At 63.8% G+C, this 19,883-nt stretch carries 14 protein-coding genes; 3 read left to right on the top strand and 11 right to left on the bottom strand.

Annotated elements, in window-relative coordinates; translation table 11 throughout:
• Positions 1 to 139: 139 nt before the first annotated feature.
• Positions 140 to 1,372, bottom strand: a complete 1,233-nt coding sequence (locus tag IAG25_RS00090; RefSeq protein WP_187602950.1) for a hypothetical protein — start codon at positions 1,370 to 1,372, stop codon at positions 140 to 142.
• 543 nt (positions 1,373 to 1,915) lie between these two features.
• Here IAG25_RS00090 and IAG25_RS00095 point away from each other — a divergent pair.
• Positions 1,916 to 2,776: an ATP-grasp fold amidoligase family protein gene (locus tag IAG25_RS00095; RefSeq protein WP_187602952.1), complete on the top strand. Its 861-nt coding sequence runs from the start codon at positions 1,916 to 1,918 to the stop codon at positions 2,774 to 2,776.
• A 31-nt stretch (positions 2,777 to 2,807) separates the two neighbouring features.
• Here IAG25_RS00095 and IAG25_RS00100 read toward each other — a convergent pair whose 3' ends face one another.
• The 5 genes from IAG25_RS00100 to prpB form a co-directional block, all read right to left on the bottom strand.
• Positions 2,808 to 3,935 (bottom strand): YbdK family carboxylate-amine ligase, encoded by a 1,128-nt coding sequence (locus IAG25_RS00100; protein WP_187602953.1) that lies wholly within the window; start codon positions 3,933 to 3,935, stop codon positions 2,808 to 2,810.
• Between the two features lie 130 nt (positions 3,936 to 4,065).
• Positions 4,066 to 5,259, bottom strand: coding sequence for a 2-methylaconitate cis-trans isomerase PrpF (prpF, locus tag IAG25_RS00105; RefSeq protein ID WP_187602955.1), 1,194 nt, complete (start codon positions 5,257 to 5,259; stop codon positions 4,066 to 4,068).
• Between the two features lie 32 nt (positions 5,260 to 5,291).
• A complete protein-coding gene (gene acnD, locus IAG25_RS00110) occupies positions 5,292 to 7,889 on the bottom strand; it encodes a Fe/S-dependent 2-methylisocitrate dehydratase AcnD (RefSeq protein WP_187602956.1) in 2,598 nt (865 codons plus the stop codon).
• Positions 7,890 to 8,151: 262 nt separating this feature from the next.
• Positions 8,152 to 9,315, bottom strand: coding sequence for a bifunctional 2-methylcitrate synthase/citrate synthase (gene prpC / locus IAG25_RS00115; protein ID WP_187602957.1), 1,164 nt, complete (start codon positions 9,313 to 9,315; stop codon positions 8,152 to 8,154).
• A 23-nt stretch (positions 9,316 to 9,338) separates the two neighbouring features.
• The gene (gene prpB / locus IAG25_RS00120; protein WP_187602958.1) at positions 9,339 to 10,235 is read right to left on the bottom strand and encodes a methylisocitrate lyase; all 897 of its coding nucleotides are present in this window, start codon (positions 10,233 to 10,235) and stop codon (positions 9,339 to 9,341) included.
• A gap of 198 nt (positions 10,236 to 10,433) precedes the next feature.
• Between prpB and prpR the strand changes: the two genes are divergently transcribed.
• Positions 10,434 to 12,380 (top strand): propionate catabolism operon regulatory protein PrpR, encoded by a 1,947-nt coding sequence (gene prpR, locus IAG25_RS00125; RefSeq protein WP_187602960.1) that lies wholly within the window; start codon positions 10,434 to 10,436, stop codon positions 12,378 to 12,380.
• Here the strand turns inward: prpR and IAG25_RS00130 are convergent.
• On the bottom strand, positions 12,364 to 14,160 hold the full coding sequence (locus tag IAG25_RS00130; RefSeq protein ID WP_187602964.1) for an ABC transporter transmembrane domain-containing protein: 1,797 nt from the start codon (positions 14,158 to 14,160) through the stop codon (positions 12,364 to 12,366). The two genes, prpR and IAG25_RS00130, sit on opposite strands and share 17 nt — an antisense overlap.
• A 274-nt stretch (positions 14,161 to 14,434) precedes the next feature.
• Here IAG25_RS00130 and pstS point away from each other — a divergent pair, with 274 nt between their 5' ends.
• A complete protein-coding gene (gene pstS / locus IAG25_RS00135) occupies positions 14,435 to 15,466 on the top strand; it encodes a phosphate ABC transporter substrate-binding protein PstS (RefSeq protein ID WP_187602965.1) in 1,032 nt (343 codons plus the stop codon).
• A 20-nt stretch (positions 15,467 to 15,486) separates the two neighbouring features.
• Here the strand turns inward: pstS and IAG25_RS00140 are convergent, their stop codons facing one another.
• From IAG25_RS00140 to tkt, 4 genes are all read right to left on the bottom strand, one after another.
• Positions 15,487 to 15,933 (bottom strand): DUF2501 domain-containing protein, encoded by a 447-nt coding sequence (locus IAG25_RS00140; RefSeq protein WP_187602966.1) that lies wholly within the window; start codon positions 15,931 to 15,933, stop codon positions 15,487 to 15,489.
• A gap of 127 nt (positions 15,934 to 16,060) precedes the next feature.
• Positions 16,061 to 16,906 carry an NAD(P)-dependent oxidoreductase gene (locus tag IAG25_RS00145; RefSeq protein ID WP_187602967.1) on the bottom strand — a complete coding sequence of 282 codons (846 nt, stop codon included), beginning with the start codon at positions 16,904 to 16,906 and terminating at the stop codon, positions 16,061 to 16,063.
• A 9-nt stretch (positions 16,907 to 16,915) separates the two neighbouring features.
• A complete protein-coding gene (locus IAG25_RS00150) occupies positions 16,916 to 17,872 on the bottom strand; it encodes a D-2-hydroxyacid dehydrogenase (RefSeq protein ID WP_187602968.1) in 957 nt (318 codons plus the stop codon).
• 23 nt (positions 17,873 to 17,895) lie between these two features.
• The gene (tkt, locus tag IAG25_RS00155; RefSeq protein ID WP_187602969.1) at positions 17,896 to 19,875 is read right to left on the bottom strand and encodes a transketolase; all 1,980 of its coding nucleotides are present in this window, start codon (positions 19,873 to 19,875) and stop codon (positions 17,896 to 17,898) included.
• Positions 19,876 to 19,883 lie beyond the last annotated feature (8 nt).

Consider the following 19,883-nt stretch of genomic DNA (forward strand, 5'->3'; position numbering starts at 1 on the left):
TACCGCACAGACATCGCGGGTCCTGCCGTGAGCGTGCGCAGTCTCGGGAGAAACGACTGACGAGGATGCCTGAAGCACGATAGAGGTTCGCGAAAAATGAAAAACGCCGCGGCTCGCGCCGCGGCGTTCGTCCGCGAAGTTACTGCGGTTCGTACCAGGAGTACGTCGGAAGCGACGGCAACGGCGTGCCGATCTGGAACGTGATGTCCCGCAGCGAAGTCAGCACGATGTTGCGCGGGTCGCCCATATATCGACGGACATCGCCGTTATCGTTGATATACACCACGATATTGCCCGTGATACCCGCGACGTTCGTACTCGATAGCGGCTGTCCCCAGATATCGAAAACCTGGCCGAGCGTGAACGTCTTCACGTTCGGTGTTTCGATATGGATGATGCCGGTATTGTCATGCGTATGCATCTCGTAGTTGCACTGCGACAAGATGCCGACGTTCTTCGGGAACGCGAGCCACTGGCCGTCCTTGAAGATGGCGACATGCGAGTGCACGTGGAAGGTTTCGGCCATGCCCGCCGCGCAGATCACGCCATCCACCGGCGCGCCCGTGGCGCCTGTCGCCGTCATGCCGTCCGCCCAGAACGCGCTACCCACGACGCCGCCGAAAGAGAGCGTGGTGACGGTCGATGTGAACGGCGGCGGATCGGTCCATGTATATGTAGCGATCTGGGCCGGCGGCGTTCCGATGACGAGCGTCACTTCGCCGTGCTGCGGCAGCGCGAGGCTCGCGAGATCGCCGGTGTATTTCGTGAGCGTGCCGCCCGTGTTGACCCAGGCGGTCACCGTGCCGGTGATGCCTGCCACGTTGGTGGTGCTGAGCGGCTGACCCCATACGGCGAAGAATTGACCCAGCGTGTACGTGCCGTTCGACGTCACGTCCATGCGAATCTTGCCCGACGCATCGACCGTGTGGACCGGATAGACACAGCCCCGCTGCAGCGCCATGGTCGGCGCCACGCTGCCGATGTTCGCCGGCAACGCGAGCTGCTTGCCGTCCTGATAGATCGACAGATGCGCGTAGCTATACTTGTTACCTGCCACCGTGCAGGTGAGGTTACTGACCGCCTGGCCAGTGCCGCCGGAGGATGTCGAGCCGTCGTTCCATTGCGCGGTGCCGAGCGTCGCGCCGTCGAGGACGGCGGTGGCCGCGGCGAGCGTCGGTGTGGTGGGCGTTGTCGGCGTCGATGCCGGCGCCGGTGCGCTCGCGCCGGTATCGCCCGAGTTTGCGGGCGAACTCGAGCCGTTGCTCGAAGTACTGTCGCCGCCACCACCGCCGCAAGCGGCAAGCAATGCAAGCGCTGCGCCCGAGAGTGCGCCGGCGATCCAGCGCGTATGCATATGTTTCTCTTTGAGCATGTGTCGACTCCGCCCCTTGGATGGATTTCTGAAGGTGCTGCGGGCTGCACTGCGGGCGCATGCGCGATGCATGCGTGGCGTGCATCCGGCATCGGAAGCATCGCGATCCGCTCCGGCGCAAGAAGACGCTTGCCCGTCGAGACGGTACCGATGCGATTGACGCAAGTGTTGACGCCTGTCGCTGCGGCGTGCGGTTGAATGACCGGATGCGTATTGGTCGGCGCACGCCGATGAAGCTCAGCGATTCATCGAAAGAGAGAAACCGGTCCGGCCATCTGTTTCGCCGGCAGAGGCAATGTAGCGTCGATGTGTCGTAGTCGCAAGCAAAACTACCGTTGGATACGAGTTCAGGTAACGCCGTTTGCAAGTGTGTGCGGTCGCGTACATACGGCGGGTCGGCGCTTAAGCAGAAAATCAAGGTTGTGATCGAAGTGTCGTCCTTCAGCAAACAACGCCTCGATAAACGCGGTACGCTCAAGGCGCAACCGAAGCATGGGCGGGAGCGATTTCGTCTGACGTGTAAGGAAATTTGGAGGCGAGTGCATGACTCTCTCAAAGGCGCTGATCCACAGCGTACGGGACTGGTTGCCCGACAACCTGTATTTGAGCATTTATCATCGTCGCAGGATCGGGCGCTTTCCGAAGATGCGCCATCCGACGACATTCAATGAAAAGATTCTTCGACGCTGCCTCGAACCCGATCCGCGCTTTGGCGACCTTACCGACAAGCTGAAGGTTCGAGAATATGTTGCCGATAAGATCGGCAGCGAGTATCTCGTACCGCTCGTCGCCGAGCCGTCGGATTTCACCAGAGATGTTTTCGATGCGCTGCCGCCGGCGTTCGTCATGAAGGCGAATCACGGCAGCGGCTTCGTGCATCTCGTCAAGGACAAGAGCACCACGACGTTCGAAAAACTCGATGCGCTGGCGCAAAGCTGGCTGTCGACCGACTTCTATGCGATCGCACGTGAGCGGCATTACCGCACCATCGAGCGGCGCATTTTCTTCGAGGCGCTTCTTGTCGAACCGGATGGAAAGGTTCCACCCGATCTGAAGTTTCATGTCTTCAATAAGCAGTCGGGCGACCCGAAAATCTTCATCCTCGTGATCTCGGACCGCTTCGGCGAATCTCCGCGCGGCGATATCTACGACGCTGACTGGAACCGTCTCGACATCTCGATGGGCCACTACAAGCGCAGTGTAACGCCGGATCCGCGGCCGGAGAAACTGGACGCGCTGCTATCGGTTGCGCGCACGCTGGCCAGCGATTTCGAATTCGTGCGTGTCGATCTCTACGATTCGAATGACGCAATCTATTTCGGTGAACTGACGTTCACGCCCGGCGCGGGAATGTTTCGGCTGCGGCCGGACAGGGTGGACTACGAGTGGGGCAATCTGATGTGATTGCGGATGCGAAACGTGGCGTGCGGGAAGCCTATTCGAGCGCCTGCGCGCCACGCCATACGCGGCACTGCTGACGCACGACTTCATGCAGTGAATCGTGCGCACCGTAGATTCGGCGCAACCACATGGCATCGCTCAAGCCGGATGTCACGGTACGCCTGACGATGTCGAGACCTTCCTCCGCGCCCAGCACTTTCGCATGGCTCGCGATTGCGTCGAGCGTCGCAAGAATCTCGCCCCGGATCGTATCGCGCTGCCCGGTATGCGGATTCACGCAGGTGCCGTCGAGTCCGAAGCGGCAGGCCATGAAGCGATTGGTTCGATACACTTCATAGTCCCGCTCGCTGAGGCGCACAGGCTTGTCGATCAGCAGATAGCGTGCGAGCGCCTGAATATAAGCGGCAATCGCCGCAGCCCATTCGACACGCAGCGGCGTGTCCATCACGCGTACTTCGATCGTGCCGTAACCCGGGCTCGGACGAATGTCCCAGTAGAAGTCTTTCAGGCTTTTGACGAGGCCCGTGTTCGTCATGCGATCGAAGTACTCTTCGAATTCGGACCAGCTCGTCATGAAAGGCGCTTGCCCTGCCAGGGGAAATGGCGCGACAGAATTGAGCCGCGCACATTGAAACTGCGTATCGCTGCCCTGCACGAATGGCGAAGAAGCCGCGAGCGCGATGAAGTGCGGGACGTAGCGCGAAAGCGAGTGCAATAGAACGAGCGCCGAATCGGGATCGGGACAGCCCACATGCACGTGCTGGCCGAAGATCGTGAACTGCTGGTACAGCGCTCCATACAAACCCATGAGGTATTCCGAGCGCTCGCGCCCGTCGGAGCGTTGGTCGTACCAGTTCTGGAAGAAGTTCGTGCCTCCGCCGCACACGCCGACGTTCAGAAAGTCCGCTGCCCGAACGAGCGTATCGCGCAGCACCTGCAATTCGCTGCGCGCCTGATCGAAGTCCTTGCAGATGCCGGTCGACAACTCGATCATCCCTTCGGTCGTCTCCGGGTTGATCGCCCCCGCGAAGCTCTCTTCCTTTACGCGATTCAGCAGCTCCGTGGTCGCCTTGGTCAGGTTGTAGTCGTGAGTGTTGACGACCTGAACTTCGAGTTCGACGCCAATCGTGAACGGCTCTGATGACGCAAATGGCTGCAGCATGGGATGTCCTGTCGCACGGAGTCGAAGACCGAGATCGGCGTTTTCATTCTACGCGACTCGGCTCGACTCAATGACGCCTGCGTCACAGACGAGCGTGCGATTCGGCGGCGCCCACGGAACAAACGCCGGCTCAATCCGGCAACACGTTCGGAACCCACACGCGGCCTTCCATCAGCACGCGCGCGCTGCGGCTCATGATGGCTTTCTTAACCTGCCACTCGCCGTTCGCTTCGACAGCTTCCGCCCCGACGCGCAACGTGCCCGACGGATGCCCGAATCGCACCGACTGACGCTCGCCGCCGCCCGCCGCGAGATTGACGAGCGTGCCCGGAATCGCCGCCGCCGTGCCGATCGCGACGGCAGCCGTGCCCATCATCGCGTGATGCAGTTTGCCCATCGACATCGCGCGCACGAGGACATCGACATCGTCCGCGCCGATCCGCTTGCCGCTCGATGCGACATAGTCCGCCGGACGCGCGACGAACGCGATCTTCGGCGTGTGCTGCCGCGTCGCGATTTCATCGAGGCTCTTGATGAGCCCCATGCGCAGCGCGCCGTATGCGCGAATGGTTTCGAAGCGCTTCAACGCCGCGTCGTCGCCGTTGATCGCGTCCTGAAGCTCGGTGCCCTTGTAGCCGATGGCATCTGCGTTCACGAAGATCGTCGGAATGCCCGCGTTGATCATCGTCGCCTTGAAGGTGCCGATGCCCGGAACGTCGAGATCGTCGACGAGATTGCCCGTCGGGAACATCGCGCCTCCCGCGCCTTCTTCCTCCGCTGCCGGATCGAGAAATTCGAGCTGCACTTCGGCGGCGGGGAAGGTCACGCCGTCCAGTTCGAAGTCGCCGGTTTCCTGCACCGAGCCGCTCGTCATCGGCACATGCGCGATGATCGTCTTGCCGATATTCGCCTGCCAGATGCGCACGATCGCGACGCCGTTGTCCGGCACGCGTTCCGGATCGACGAGCCCGCCCGCGATCGCGAACGGTCCGACCGCCGCGGAAAGATTGCCGCAATTGCCGCTCCAGTCGACGAACGGCTTGTCGATGGCGACCTGACCGAAGAGATAATCGACGTCATGACCGGGCCGCGCGCTCTTCGAGACGATGACCGTCTTGCTCGTGCTCGACGTCGCGCCGCCCATGCCGTCGATCTGCTTGCCATACGGGTCCGGACTGCCGATCACGCGCAGGAAGAGCGCATCGCGCGCGGGGCCGGGCACGCGCGCCGCTTCGGGCAAATCGTTCAGGCGAAAGAAAACGCCCTTGCTGGTGCCGCCGCGCATGTAGGTCGCGGCGATCTTGATCTGTGGTGCGTGTGCCATGTGATTCCTTGTGAGAGAGATGGCGTCCGATGTCAGGCCGCCGCCTTCGACGACTCCAGGAAGTCCTGCGCGAAGCGTTGCAGCACGCCGCCGGCTTCGTAGATCGACACTTCTTCGGCCGTGTCGAGGCGGCACGTCACCGGCACCTCGACACGCTCGCCGTTCGCGCGACGGATCACGAGCGTGAGATCCGCGCGCGGCTTGCGCTCGCCGATCACGTCATAGGTCTCGGTGCCGTCGATGGCGAACGTCTGGCGATTCGCGCCCGGCTTGAATTCGAGCGGCAGCACGCCCATGCCGATCAGGTTCGTGCGATGAATGCGCTCGAAGCCTTCCGCAACGATCGCTTCGACGCCCGCGAGCCGCACGCCTTTCGCGGCCCAGTCGCGCGACGAGCCTTGCCCGTAATCCGCGCCCGCGACGATGATGAGCGGCTGCTTGCGCTCCATGTAGGTTTCGATCGCTTCCCACATGCGCGTGACTCGGCCTTCCGGTTCGATACGCGCGAGCGAGCCCTTCTTCTGTTGACCTTCGACGATCGCCATTTCGTTGATGAGCGTCGGGTTCGCGAAGGTCGCGCGCTGCGCCGTCAGATGGTCGCCGCGATGCGTCGCGTACGAGTTGAAGTCTTCCTCCGGCAAGCCCATTTTCGTGAGGTATTCGCCAGCCGCGCTGTTCGCGAGGATCGCGTTGGACGGCGAGAGATGGTCCGTCGTGATGTTGTCGCCGAGCACGGCGAGCGGGCGCATCCCCGTGAGCGTGCGCTCACCCGCGAGCGCGCCTTCCCAATACGGCGGGCGGCGAATGTACGTGCTTTGCGCGCGCCAGTCGTAGAGCGGGCTGATGGCTTCGCCGCTCGCCGGGGTCAGCGCGAACATCGGCTCGTAGACCTTTCGGAACTGCTCCGGCTTCACGCTTTGTTTGACGATGGCGTCGATTTCCTCGTCGCTCGGCCAGATGTCTTTCAGATACACCGGCTGACCGTTCGCGCCGATGCCGAGCGCGTCGCGTTCGATGTCGAAGCGGATCGTGCCCGCGATCGCGTACGCGACCACGAGCGGCGGCGACGCGAGAAACGCCTGCTTCGCGTACGGATGAATGCGGCCATCGAAGTTGCGATTGCCCGAGAGCACGGCGGTCGCGTACAGATCGCGATCGATGATTTCCTGCTGGATCGCGGGATCGAGCGCGCCGGACATGCCGTTGCACGTCGTGCAGGCGAACGCGACGATGCCGAAGCCGAGCTGTTCCAGATCCGGCAGCAAACCGGCTTCCTGCAAATACAGTTCGACCGCTTTCGAGCCCGGCGCAAGCGACGATTTCACCCACGGCTTGCGCGTGAGGCCTTGCGCATTCGCATTGCGCGCGAGGAGCGCCGCCGCGATCACGTTGCGCGGATTGCTGGTGTTGGTGCAGCTCGTGATCGCAGCGATGATCACCGCGCCGTCCGGCATCTGCCCCGGCGTGTCTTCCCATTTGCCCGCGATGCCGCGCGCCGCCAGTTCCGAAACCGGCAGGCGCTTGTGCGGATTCGACGGCCCGGCCATGTTGCGCACGACCGCCGACAGATCGAAGCGCAGCACGCGTTCATATTCGGCGTGCGTCAGCGAATCGGCCCACAGTCCCGCGGTTTTCGCGTATTGCTCGACGAGGCTCACTTGCTTGTCTTCGCGGCCGGTGAGACGCAGATACTCGATCGTCTGCTCGTCGATGTAGAACATCGCGGCGGTCGCGCCGTATTCGGGCGCCATGTTCGAGATGGTCGCGCGGTCGCCGAGCGTGAGGCTCGATGCACCTTCGCCATAGAACTCGAGATACGCGCCGACCACTTTTTCCTTGCGCAGGAACTCGGTGAGCGCGAGCACGATATCGGTTGCGGTGATGCCCGGCTGACGCTTGCCGCTCAATTCGACGCCGACGATATCCGGCAGGCGCATCCACGACGCGCGGCCCAGCATCACGTTTTCGGCTTCGAGCCCGCCCACGCCGATCGCGATCACGCCGAGCGCATCGACGTGCGGCGTATGGCTGTCAGTGCCGACGAGCGTATCCGGATACGCGATGCCGTCGATCGCGTGAATGACCGGCGACATGCGCTCAAGATTGATCTGATGCATGATCCCGTTGCCCGGCGGAATCACATCGACATTCTTGAACGCCTTCTTGGTCCAGTTGATGAAGTCGAAGCGATCCTCGTTGCGCCGGTCTTCGATGGCGCGGTTCTTCGCGAACGCATCCGGATCGAAGCCGCCGCATTCCACCGCGAGCGAATGATCGACGATGAGCTGCACCGGCACCACAGGATTCACCTTGGCCGGATCGCCGCCCTGGTCCGCGATCGCGTCGCGCAGGCCCGCGAGATCGACGAGCGCGGTCTGTCCGAGAATGTCGTGACACACGACGCGCGCCGGGAACCACGGGAAATCGCGCTCCCGCTTCCTTTCGACGAGCTGCATCAGCGATTGTTCGAGCATCGCCGGATCGCAGCGGCGCACGAGATTCTCCGCGAGCACGCGCGAGGTGTAGGGCAGCTTGTCATAGGCGCCCGGCGCGATGGCTTCGACGGCTGCGCGCGCATCGAAGTAATCGAGCGAGGAGCCGGGCAGGGGTTTGCGGTTTGCAGTATTCATCGCGGTGTCTCGGTCATTGCATGGTCTTTCAGATGCCACGCTCGAAGGGTACTGTGGGGAGACCCCTTCGTTTAATAATTCGGTCTATTTTATGCGCCGCTGGCGTTACGGTTCGAGGAGAGGTTACGCTCAACTCGCGTATCGGTCATCAGCGGCTTTCGCATCGATTGCGGCAAAAAAAGGGGCCCGCTGCCGGGTGCGGCAACGGAGCCCGAAGCCCTCACGTATCTCGCGTATCAACGTCAAGGGGGTTCGATGTGCCTCAGGCGCGCTTTGCCAGCGGGACGAACTCGAGGTTTTCCGGTCCGGTGTAATTTGCGCTCGGCCGGATGATCTTGTTGTCGATGCGTTGCTCGATGATGTGCGCAGCCCAACCCGACGTGCGCGAGATCACGAACAGCGGCGTGAACATCGCTGTGGGCACGCCCATCATGTGATAGGAAACCGCGCTGAACCAGTCGAGATTCGGGAACATCTTCTTCGCGTCCCACATCACCGTTTCGAGGCGCTCGGCGATATCGAACAGCTTCGTGTCACCTGCTTCCTTCGACAACTTCTTCGCGATTTCCTTGATGACCTTGTTGCGCGGATCGGAGATCGTGTACACCGGATGGCCGAAGCCGATCACGACTTCCTTGTTCTCTACGCGGCGCTTGATGTCGGCTTCGGCTGCGTCGGGCGTTTCATAGCGCGATTGAATGTCGAAGGCCGCTTCGTTCGCGCCGCCATGCTTCGGGCCGCGCAGCGCGCCGATCGCGCCGGTGATCGCCGAGTACATGTCGGTGCCGGTGCCCGCGATCACGCGTGCCGTGAACGTCGATGCGTTGAACTCGTGCTCGGCGTAGAGATTCAGCGATACATGCATCGCATCGACCCAGGACTTCGACGGCGCCACGCCATGCAGCAGATGCAGGAAGTGCCCGCCGATGGAATCGTCATCCGTTTCGACTTCGATACGCTTGCCATTGTGCGAGTAGTGATACCAGTACAGCAGCATCGAACCGAGCGAGGCCATCAACTTGTCGGCGATATCCTTCGCGCCCGCAACATTATGATCGTCCTTTTCGGGCAGGATGGTGCCGAGCACGGAGACGCCGGTGCGCATCACGTCCATCGGATGCGCGGACGCGGGAATCCATTCGAGCGCGGCCTTCAGGTTCGCGGGCAGGCCGCGCAGCGCCTTGAGCTTCGTCTTGTACGCCTTCAGTTCGGCCGCATTCGGCAGCTTGCCGTGCACCAGCAGATGCGCGATTTCTTCGAATTCGGAAGTGGTCGCGACATCGAGAATGTCGTAGCCGCGATAGTGCAAGTCATTGCCGGTCTTGCCCACCGTGCACAGCGCGGTATTGCCCGCCGTGACGCCGGACAGCGCGACGGATTTTTTCGGCTTGAATGCGCCTGCGGTGCTGTTGTCTGCTTCGCTCATTGATTTCGTCTCCTTCACAAGGGTTATTTCTTTGCTGCAAAAAGCTGATCGAGCTTGTCTTCGTAGGCGTGATAGCCGAGATACTTGTACAGATCGGCGCGCGTCTGCATCGTTTCGACAGCGGCCTTTTGCGTGCCGTCGCGCTTCACCGTCTCGTAGAAGTTGAGCGCGGCGGCGTTCATCGCGCGATACGCGCCGCAGCAATACAAGGCGATATCGACGTTCGCGTCCTTCAGTTCATCGACGGTGAAGAACGGCGTCGAGCCGAACTCGGTCAGGTTCGCGAGAATCGGCACGCGCACGGCGGCCTTGAAGCGGCGATAGTCGTCGAGCGTCTTCATCGCTTCGGGGAAGATCATGTCGGCGCCTGCTTCGACATACGCGACCGCGCGCTCGATCGCCGCGTCGATGCCTTCGGCGCCCGCGGCGTCGGTGCGCGCCATGATGACGAACGACTCGTCGGTGCGCGCATCGACGGCGGCCTTCACGCGATCGACCATTTCGCTCATCGGCACGACTTCCTTGCCCGGCCGATGCCCGCAGCGCTTCTGCCCGACCTGATCCTCGATATGAACGGCAGCCACGCCCGCCTTGATGAACGAACGGATCGTGCGCGCGATGTTGAACGCGCCGCCCCAGCCCGTATCGATATCGACCATCAGCGGCAGCGAGGACGCGTCGGTGATGCGGCGCGCGTCGATGAGCACGTCTTCCATCGTGCTGATGCCGAGGTCGGGCATGCCGAGCGAATTGGCGGCCACGCCGCCGCCGGACAGATAGAGCGCCTTGAAACCGACGGCTTCGGCCATTTTCGCGGCGTACGCGGTGATCGCGCCGACGACCTGAAGCGGGGCTTCGTCGCGGACGGCCTGGCGGAACCGCGCGCCTGCGGTCTGTGCGGACTGAAATTCGGAACTCACGTTTTGTCTCCTGATGAAGTCGGCTCATTAATGCAATTTGCTTGCCAGGGCGTTTTCTTTCTGCAAGTCATTGATTTTGCAGCACAAGCAAAATTTGACCGAACGTAAGTGCTTTCACGGATGAAATCCCGGATTTCGAATCTGAAACGGATGTTGCATACTAAATGAGCTCCATCGTTTCATTCACCGCAGAAGATCATGCAAACGGAAACCGCGTCTCGCCCGCGCATCTGGGCCGTCGGTATCAGCCGGCTCCGGGATTTGTTCATCGATATCGCCGGCGCCTATGCCGATCGCGCCGAACTCGACGTCGTCCCGCTCGGCTACGAGGACGCCGCGAACAGCATCGAAGGCGCGCGCGACGAGCGGCCCGATGTCGTCGTGGCGGGCGGCTCCAACGGCGCTTATCTCAAGAGCCGCGTGTCGGTGCCGGTCGTTGTGATCAGCCCGACCGGCTTCGACGTGATGCACGCGCTCACGAAGGCGCGGCGCGAGGGCGCGAGCGTCGCGCTCGTCACGCACGGCGACACGCCCGCCGAAATACGCCGGTTCCTCGCCGCATACGGCATCGACATGATCTGCGAATCGTATCGCTCGGCGCAGGACGCGGAGAGCCTCGTGCTCGATCTGCGCGATCGCGGCGTCGATGTCGTGGTCGGCCCCGGCCTCGTCGCGGACCTGGCCGCCGACGCGGGCATGAGCTCGGTGTTTCTGTATTCGCGCACATCCGTCGTCGCGGCGTTCGAGACCGCGCTGGAAGTCGCGCAGGCGATGCGCCGCGAAGTCGCGCGCCGCAATCGGCTCGACAACCTGTTGCAGCATCTTCGCGATGGCGTCGTCGCGGTCGATGCGGGCGGCCGCATCGAAGCGATCAATCGCCGGCTCGCGACCGCGCTCGGCATCGGCGACGCATCGCGCGCGGTCGGCCGGGCGCTTCTCGATGTCGCGCCCGAACTCGACGGCGTGTTGCCCGTCGCCGATGGCGATGTGTTCGGCGCCGTGCGCGGCGTGAGCTACGCCATCCATCGCGGACCGCTTGCGAGCGATGGCGCAGCGGGCGGCACGATCTTCACGTTCCAGGAATCGCGCGCGGTCGAGCGTCTCGACCGGACTTTGCGATCGCGGCAGGGCGCGCAGGAATTCGTCGCGCGCTATCGGCTGGAGGACGTCGTAGGCGAGTCGGAATCGATCGAGCGCGTGAGAGCGCTCGTGCGCCGCTACGCGAAGTCCGATGCCACCGTGCTGATTCTCGGCGAAAGCGGCACCGGCAAGGAAATGGTCGCGCAGAGCATGCATCGCCTGAGCCGCCGCAAGGACTTTCCGTTCGTCGCGATGAACTGCGGCGCGTTTCCCGAAGCGCTGCTCGAAAGCGAGCTGTTCGGCTACGAGGAGGGTGCGTTCACGGGCGCGCGCAAGGGCGGCAAGGCCGGGTTGATCGAAGCGGCGCATCGCGGAACCTTGTTTCTCGACGAGATCGGCGAGATGCCGCCTTCGCTGCAAAGCCGCCTGCTGCGCGTGCTGCAGGAAAGAGAAGTCATTCGCCTCGGATCGACGGAGCCGACGCGCGTCGATATCCGCGTGATCGCCGCGACGCATCGCACGCTCGCGGAAGGCGTCGCGGATGGATCGTTTCGGGCCGACCTGTTTTATCGAATCAATATCCTGAGCATCGCGGTGCCGCCGTTGCGCGCGCGATCCAGCGACATCCTGCCGCTGGCGACGGAGCTGCTGATGCAGGCCGCGAGACGCGACAAGGCGCTTGCGCAGCGCGTGCCCGGCCGCGACGATGCAGAGCGCCTGCTCGCGCCGCTGGAGCAGGCGCTCTGCGCTTATCCGTGGCCCGGCAACGTTCGTGAGTTGCAGAACATTGTCGAGCGCATTGCCGTGGAGATTCCGGACATGGACATCGACAAGGGGCAACCCCTTGCATTGACGCTCGAAGACTTGCTGGCGATCGCGCCCGAGCTGTCCGAACTCAGGACCGAAGGCAGCGCGGATCTGTCGCTACGTGACCTGAGCCGTTCGGTGGAAGCCGATCAGGTCCGTGCGACGCTCGCCGCGTTCGGAGGCGATCGGGACGCCGTCTGCAAGGCGCTCGGCATCAGCAAGACGACGTTGTGGCGAAGGCTCAACGCGAAGCGTTGAAGTCCTGGCGAGCGGCAACGGCCTGCTCGCCGAATTGCAGAGCCGCGAGTTGCGCGTAAAGCGGCGAGCTTCGCAGCAACTCGGCGTGTCGGCCTTGCGCGACGATGCGCCCCTGTTCCATCACGACGATCCTGTCGGCCTGCTGGACAGTCGCCAGCCGATGCGCGATGACGAGCGTGGTGCGGTTCTGCGCGGCGTTGTCCAGCGCCGTTTGCACGAGTCGTTCGCTCGCCGCATCGAGCGCGCTGGTGGCTTCGTCGAGCAGCAGAACGGGTGGATCACGAAGGATCGCCCGCGCGATCGCAATGCGCTGACGCTGCCCGCCCGACAGCCTCACGCCGCGCTCACCGAGAAACGTGTCGTAGCCCTGCGGAAGCTGCTCGATGAAACCGGCAGCGGCGGCCATGTCGGCGGCGTGCCGCACTTGCGCGAGCGTCGCGTCGGGCATGCCGTAGCGGATGTTGTCGAATACGCTTCCCGAAAAGATCACCGAGTCCTGCAACACGACGCCGACCGTCCGGCGCAACGTGCCGAACGACATATGCCGTGTCGCGACGCCGTTGATCGAAATGCTTCCGGACTGCGGGTCATAGAAGCGCAGCAGCAACTGGAACAGCGTGGTCTTGCCCGCTCCCGACGGCCCGACGAGCGCGACATGCTCGCCCGGTCGGACATGGAGCGAGAATCCGGACAGCGTCGCGATGCCTTCGCGGGAAGGATAGGAAAAGCTCACATCGTCGAAGCGGATGCCTTCGCCGGCGGCCGGCATCGGCGTGGTCGTTCCGGCCTCGGTGACGGGCGAGCGCGCGGCCAGAAGCTGCATGAGACGTTCGGTTGCGCCGGCGGCGCGCTGCAGGTCGCCCCACACTTCGGCGAGCGTGCCGACGGCGCCCGCCGTGAACACCGCGTACAGGATGAACTGCGACAACTGGCCCGCCGTCATCTGTTTCGCGAGCACGGCCTGCGCGCCGAGCCAGAGCACGAAGACGACGGCGGCGAACACGAACACGATGACCACGGCCGTCAATCCTGCGCGAGCGCGGATTCGCGTAAGCGCCGTCTCGAAGGCGGATTCCACGGCCGTGCCGAAGCGCTTCGCCTCGAAGGTTTCCTGCGTGTACGACTGCACCGTCGGCATTGCGTTGAGCACTTCGCCCGCCAGCGCGCTCGCGGTCGCGACCTTGTCCTGGCTGGCGCGCGAAAGCCGCCGCACGCGCCGTCCGAAGAAGACGATAGGCGCGACCACCACGATCAGCACAGCGATGATGTAGCCGGACAGCACAGGGCTCGTGGTCACCAGCATCGCGATGCCGCCGACCGTCAGCAACGCATTGCGCAATCCGAGCGACAGGCTGGTGCCCACTACCGTCTGGATCAGCGTCGTGTCGGTGGTGAGGCGCGAGAGGACTTCGCCCGTCTGTGTCGTCTCGAAGAACTGCGGGCTCATTCGCATGATGTGATCGTAGACCGCGCTCCGCAAGTCGGCCGTCACGCGCTCGCCCAGCCACGATACCCAGTAGAAGCGCAATGCCGTCGCGCCCGCGAGGACGAGCGAGACGACAAAAAGCGCGATGAAATAGCGGTCGATATGCGTCCGGTCACCGCTGGCGAATCCACGATCGATCAGGTATCTGAAAGCCATCGGCAACGCCAGCGTCGCGCACGCGGACGTCACGAGCGCGAGGAACGCGAGCGCCCAGCGCCCGGCATAAGGCCGCAGAAAGGGAGCGAGCGAAAAGAGCAGGCCGACGCGCGGCAAGCGAGCTGCTGCAGATGACATGGAATCCTGGCGTAGTGGAGAGCGGTCGATGGCATCGAGCGTTGCAAGCCAGTTTATCTTCTTGCGCGAGTGCTTCCATCTGCAAACACGAGCGTTCGTTCGATTCGAACCTTTCTTTCCGATCCGCGTAATCGCGAAGCGACGGCATTGGGAAAATCGTCCGCACATCCTAAGATCAGAAACAGTGACTTTGAGGGCGCGGCCAAGTGGCCGCGTCATGACGTTCCGGAACGCATCGTCCCGTACCGCGCAAAGCATGTCGAGGGTCTCAACGATGAACAAGAAACCGACCGGTTCAAGGCGACTGCTTCTTGCCGTCGCGTTCTGCCTCGCCACGTGCCATGCGGTGATCGCATTTTCCGCGGAGATTTCCGGCGCGGGCTCCACATTCGTCTACCCGCTGTTGCTGAAATGGGCGGACACCTACCATACGAAAACCGGTCAGCGAGTCGCTTACCAGCCTACCGGATCGGGCAACGGCGTCCGCCAGATCAAGGCAGCGAGAGTGACTTTCGGGGCATCGGACATGCCGCTCGCGCCCGAGGAACTGCGCGCGGCGGGACTGGCGCAGTTCCCGGTCGTGATCGGCGGCGTGGTGCCCGTCGTCAATCTTCCGGGCGTAGGTCCGGGGCAGATTCGTCTGACCGGGCCGCTGCTCGCCGACATCTACCTCGGCAAGATCGTCAACTGGAATGATCCGGCCATCGTCGCGCTCAATCCGAACGTCAGTGTTCCGAATCTGAAGATCGTCGTCGTGCATCGGAACGAGAGTTCGGGCACCACCTTCAACTGGGTCAGCTTCCTTTCGCAGAGCAGCGCTGCATGGAAGAGCGGCGTGGGCGCGGGCACGACGGTCAAATGGCCGACCGGCGTCGGCGCGGCCGGCAACGACGGCGTCGCGATGTACATCAAGAACGTGGAAGGCTCGATCGGATATGTCGAACTGACTTACGCGCTGCAACGAAATCTGGCCTTCACCGCCGTGCAGAACAGGAGCGGAGCCTTCGTGGAGCCATCGCGGGCGAGCTTCAGCGCAGCAGCCGCTGCCGCCGACTGGACTCAGCAGCCAGACTTCTATCAGATCGTGACGGACGCACCCGGAGAGAACGCATGGCCGATCGCCGGCGTGGTGTTCGTTCTCGTGCCGCGAGAGGCGAAGGACCCGGCCGCGTTGAAAGCCGCGCTCGCGTTCTTCAGATGGGCGCTCAACGAAGGACAGGCCGACGCCGATGCCGAGCACTACGTCTCCTTGCCACCCGTTCTCGTCAGGCAGATCGAGGCTTACTGGAACGAGAACATCAAATAAGCGCCGCTCGATCACGACCGTTACAGCAACGACTTTCCCTGAGCGAGAATCTTGTCGCAAACCTGCTTCGTGAGTTGTTCCTTCAGACCGCCGCCGCTCAGATCGACCTGCTTGCCGTTGCCGCTATCGAGGATACCCTTGGCGCCGCTGGTGTATCCGCTGTCGCTCGAAGCCGAACCGCCGAGCTTGCTCATGAGCCCGTCCTTGACCGACGATGCGCCGCCTCCGAGGTAGTTGTTCTTGATGCAGAACTCGAGCACGCCGGCGACATTGCTCGTGCTGCCGGAACTCAGCGAGTCGAGCGACATGCCGCTGCCCAATCCGCCGAGACTGCCGAGCGCGCCACCCGCGCCGCTGCTCTTGCCCTGATCGAGAAGGTTGCCGAGCTGGGCGTGAGCCATCGGGAGATAAAGCAAGCTTGCGGCCAGGATCGTACGGATCCAGAGGTGACGTTTGCACGAAATCATGGTGCCTCCGTTTTTGTGAGCTTTAACTATAGTTCTTCTGAAGGAAGCGAACAGCGGGCGTGTCACGTCATGGCGGAAGTCCGCGTAACCGCATCGAAAGTATTGGTGTTGTCGATGGCCGCGGCGCTCAGTCCCAGGTGTCGATGACGCGGCTGTCGTCGCGTGCGCCGAGGCCCGCGTCCGCTGCGGCGTGATAGCGGGCATTGGCGGTCGACAGCAGCGGCACATCGGCGCCGCACGCCCGCGCGGCCGCCACTACGAGATCGCTGTCCTTCACGAAGATGTCGATGGCGCTCGTCACGGTGACATTGGCGCCTTGCAGCATGCGCGGCCCGCGATCGGACAGCATCCACGAACCGGCCGCGCCTGTCTCGACCAGATCGAGCACGGCGGCCGGATCGAGACCGAGCGAGCGCGCCAGATTCAGCGCCTCCGCCGCGGCGACGATATGCACCGAACACAAGTGCTGGTTCACGAGCTTGATCGCCTGGCCGTCGCCGAGCTTCGTGCCTGTGATGCGCACGGTGCCCATCGCGTCGAGCACGGGGCGCGCGTCGTCGATGTCGCGTTGCGCGCCCGCCGCGAAGATCACGAGTTCGCCGCGCTTCGCGCGCGCGGTGCCGCCCGTCACGGGTGCGTCGATCACCCGCGCGCCCGCTGCCGCCAGCCGTTCGCCCTCTCGACGCACGGCGTCCGGGCCGACCGTCGACATGATCACCCACGTCTGGCCGGCAAGGTTCGCGCCGACGCCATCGACGAGCGATGCCAGTTGCTGCGGCGTCGCCACCATCGCGACGACGACGCTGGCGGCTGGCGCAGCCGCGAAGCCATCCACGGCGGCGAGGCCGCTTTCCTGCGCGAGCCCGCGCGCGCGGCTCGACAGATCCACGCCCGTCACGGCATGGCCCGAGGCGCTGATCCGCTGCGCCATCGGCAAGCCGATCGCGCCGAGGCCGATGAAGGTCACGTTCATGGCTGGCCTTTAGCGCACGACATTGACCGGCGCGCCCGCCACGAATGCCGCGATGTTGTCGATCAACTGATCCGCGAGCGTCTGTTGCGCTTCGTCCGATGCCCACGCGACGTGCGGCGTCACGATCACGTTGGGCCGGCCCGCGACGCGCATCAGCGGATTGCCGGGCGCGGGCGGCTCGGTCGCGAGCACATCGAAGCCCGCGCCGCTGATCCAGCCTTCATCGAGCGCCTCGACGAGCGCGGCTTCGTCCACGAGGCCGCCGCGCGCCGTGTTGATGATGAGCGGCTTCTTCTTCATCGCGCGAAATTCGGCCGTCGACAGCATGCCGCGCGTCTGCGGCGTGAGCGGGCTGTGAATGGTGATGACATCGCTCGTCGCGAGCATTTCGTCCCACGGCGTGTAGAGCGGGCCGAGTCCCTCGCGCCCCTTGTGCGCGGCGAAGATCGGCCGCATGCCGAACACGCGGGCGATTTCCGCGACGCGCTGCCCGAGCACGCCTTCGCCGATGATGCCGAGCGTCGCGCCGCCCAGATCGCGAATCGGATGATTGAAAAAGCAGAATTGCCCGGCCTTCTGCCATTCGCCTTCGAGCACGTCGTCGCGATAGGCGACCAGATTGCGCCGCAGTGCGAGCATCAGCGCGAACGTATGCTCGGGCACGGTGTTCACCGCATAGCCGCGAATGTTCGAGACGACGATGCCGCGCCGCTCGCACGCGCTCTTGTCGATGCAATCGGTGCCCGTCGCGGCCACCGCGATGAGCCTGAGCTCCGGCAACTGGTCCAGCAGCTCCGCCGTGAGCGCGACCTTGTTGGTGATCGCGATGCTCGCACCCGCGAGACGCGCCACCACTTCATCGGGCGCGGTGCGCTCGAACTCGACGAGCTCGTGTTCGAACGCGGGCCGCTTCAGGCGGATCTGCGGCGCGAGCGTCTCGCGGTCCAGAAAAACGATCTTCTGCATGCTCTTTCCTTGCTGTTCGGGATTCAAAGATGCCGCTTCACTTCTTCGACGATATGCCGCGGCGTGATGCCGAAATGTTCGTAGAGCGCCTCGGCCGGCCCCGAAGCGCCGAAGCCCTTCATGCCGACGAAACCGCCGCGCTCGCCGATGTAGCGGTCCCAGCCGAAGCGCACCGCCGCTTCCACGACGACACGCACCGCGTCCGCGCCGAGCACGCTCGAGCGATACGCCGCGTCCTCATCGTCGAAGCGTTCGCAACAGGGCATCGACACGACCGCCGTCGCGATGCCCGCCGCCTGCAACTGCTCGCGCGCCGCGAGCGCCAGCGCGACCTCCGAGCCGGTCGCGATGAGCGTCACGCGCCGCACGCCGCCTTCGGCCTCTGCGAGCACGTAGCCGCCGCGCGCCGAGCGGTTGTCGTCCTCGTGCTTCGTACGCACGAGCGGCAGCGCCTGGCGCGCGAACACCATCGTGCTCGGGCCGCTCGTGCGCTCGTAGGCGAGCATCCAGCATTCGGCGGCCTCGACGGCATCGGCGGGACGGAACACGTGCATGTTCGGCATCGCCCGCAGGGACGCGAGAATCTCGACGGGCTGATGCGTCGGCCCGTTCTTGGCGACGCCGATCGAGTCGTGGCTGAAGACGAACTTCACCGGCAGGCCCATGAGCGCGGCCATGCGCATCGCGGGGCGTTCGTAATCGGAGAACGCGAGATAGGTGACGGTGAGCGGGATCACGCCGCCGTGCGCGGCCATGCCGTTCGCCATCGCGCCCATCACGTGCTCGCGCACGCCGCAATGGACATAAGCGCCGCCGCGATCTTCGACCGTGAATGCGCGCAGGCTGCGCTTGTGGCTCGTCGGCGCTTCGAGATCGGCGCAACCTACCATGCGTTCGGGCAACACGTTCGCGAGGAGATCGTTGATCTCGGCGGAGATCATGATGCCGCCCGGCGCTTCGTCGCGCGTTCCGGCATCGCGCTTGTAGGTTTCCAGCGTTTGCCGCCATCCTTCGGGCAATTCGCCGGCCTGGATGCGGTCGAACTCCGCGCGCGCGGGTGCGGGCAACGAAGCGACACGCTCGCGCCATGCGCGATATTCGTCTTCGCTGCGACGTCCCGCTTCGCGCCATGAATGCAGTACGTCGTCGGGAATCTCGAAGGGCGCATGCGGCCAGTTCATCGCGTTGCGCGCGGCGTCGGCGTCCTTGTCGAAGAGACGTCCGCTGTGTCCGCCGCGCTGACCTTGCAGACGCGCGACGCCGCGTGCGATCGTCGTGCGGCATGCGAGCATCGACGGACGCGGATCGGCTTTCGCTTGCGCCAGCGCATCCGACACGGCTTCGAGATCGTGCCCGTCCACTTCGACCACATGCCAGCCCGCGACGCGAAAACGTTCGCTCACGTTCTCGCTGATCGAGAGCGTCGTGCTGCCGTCGTCGGTGATGCGATTGTCGTCCCAGCACAGAATCAGCTTGCCGAGCTTCAGATGCCCGGCGAGCGAGATCATTTCCTGTCCGACGCCCTCTTGCAGACAGCCATCGCCGACGAACGCATACGTGTAGTGATCGACGATGCCCGCGCCGAACTTCGCATTGAGATACGCCTCGGCCACCGCCATGCCGAACGCGTTCGCGATGCCCTGGCCGAGCGGGCCGGTCGTCACCTCGATGCCCGAGGCCGTGTCGAATTCCGGATGGCCTTCGCAATGCGAGCCCATCTCGCGGAACGTGCGTATCTGGTCGATGCCGAAGTTCGCATAACCCGTAAGATGCAAGAGCGCATAGAGCAGCATCGAGCCGTGGCCGTTCGAGAGCACGAAACGGTCGCGGTCGGGCCATTGCGGATCCGCGGGATTGAATTTCATGTGCCGCGTGAACAGCGCCGTGGCGATTTCCGCCATGCCGAGCGGCACGCCCTGATGACCTTCGCCCGCGCGCACGATGGCGTCGATGGCGAGAAAGCGAATGGCGTTCGACAGCTTTTGCTTGTCGATGGAAGACATGACTTCTC

The sequence above is a fragment of the Caballeronia sp. EK genome, assembly GCF_014384845.1.
Classification (GTDB): Bacteria; Pseudomonadota; Gammaproteobacteria; order Burkholderiales; family Burkholderiaceae; genus Caballeronia; species Caballeronia jiangsuensis.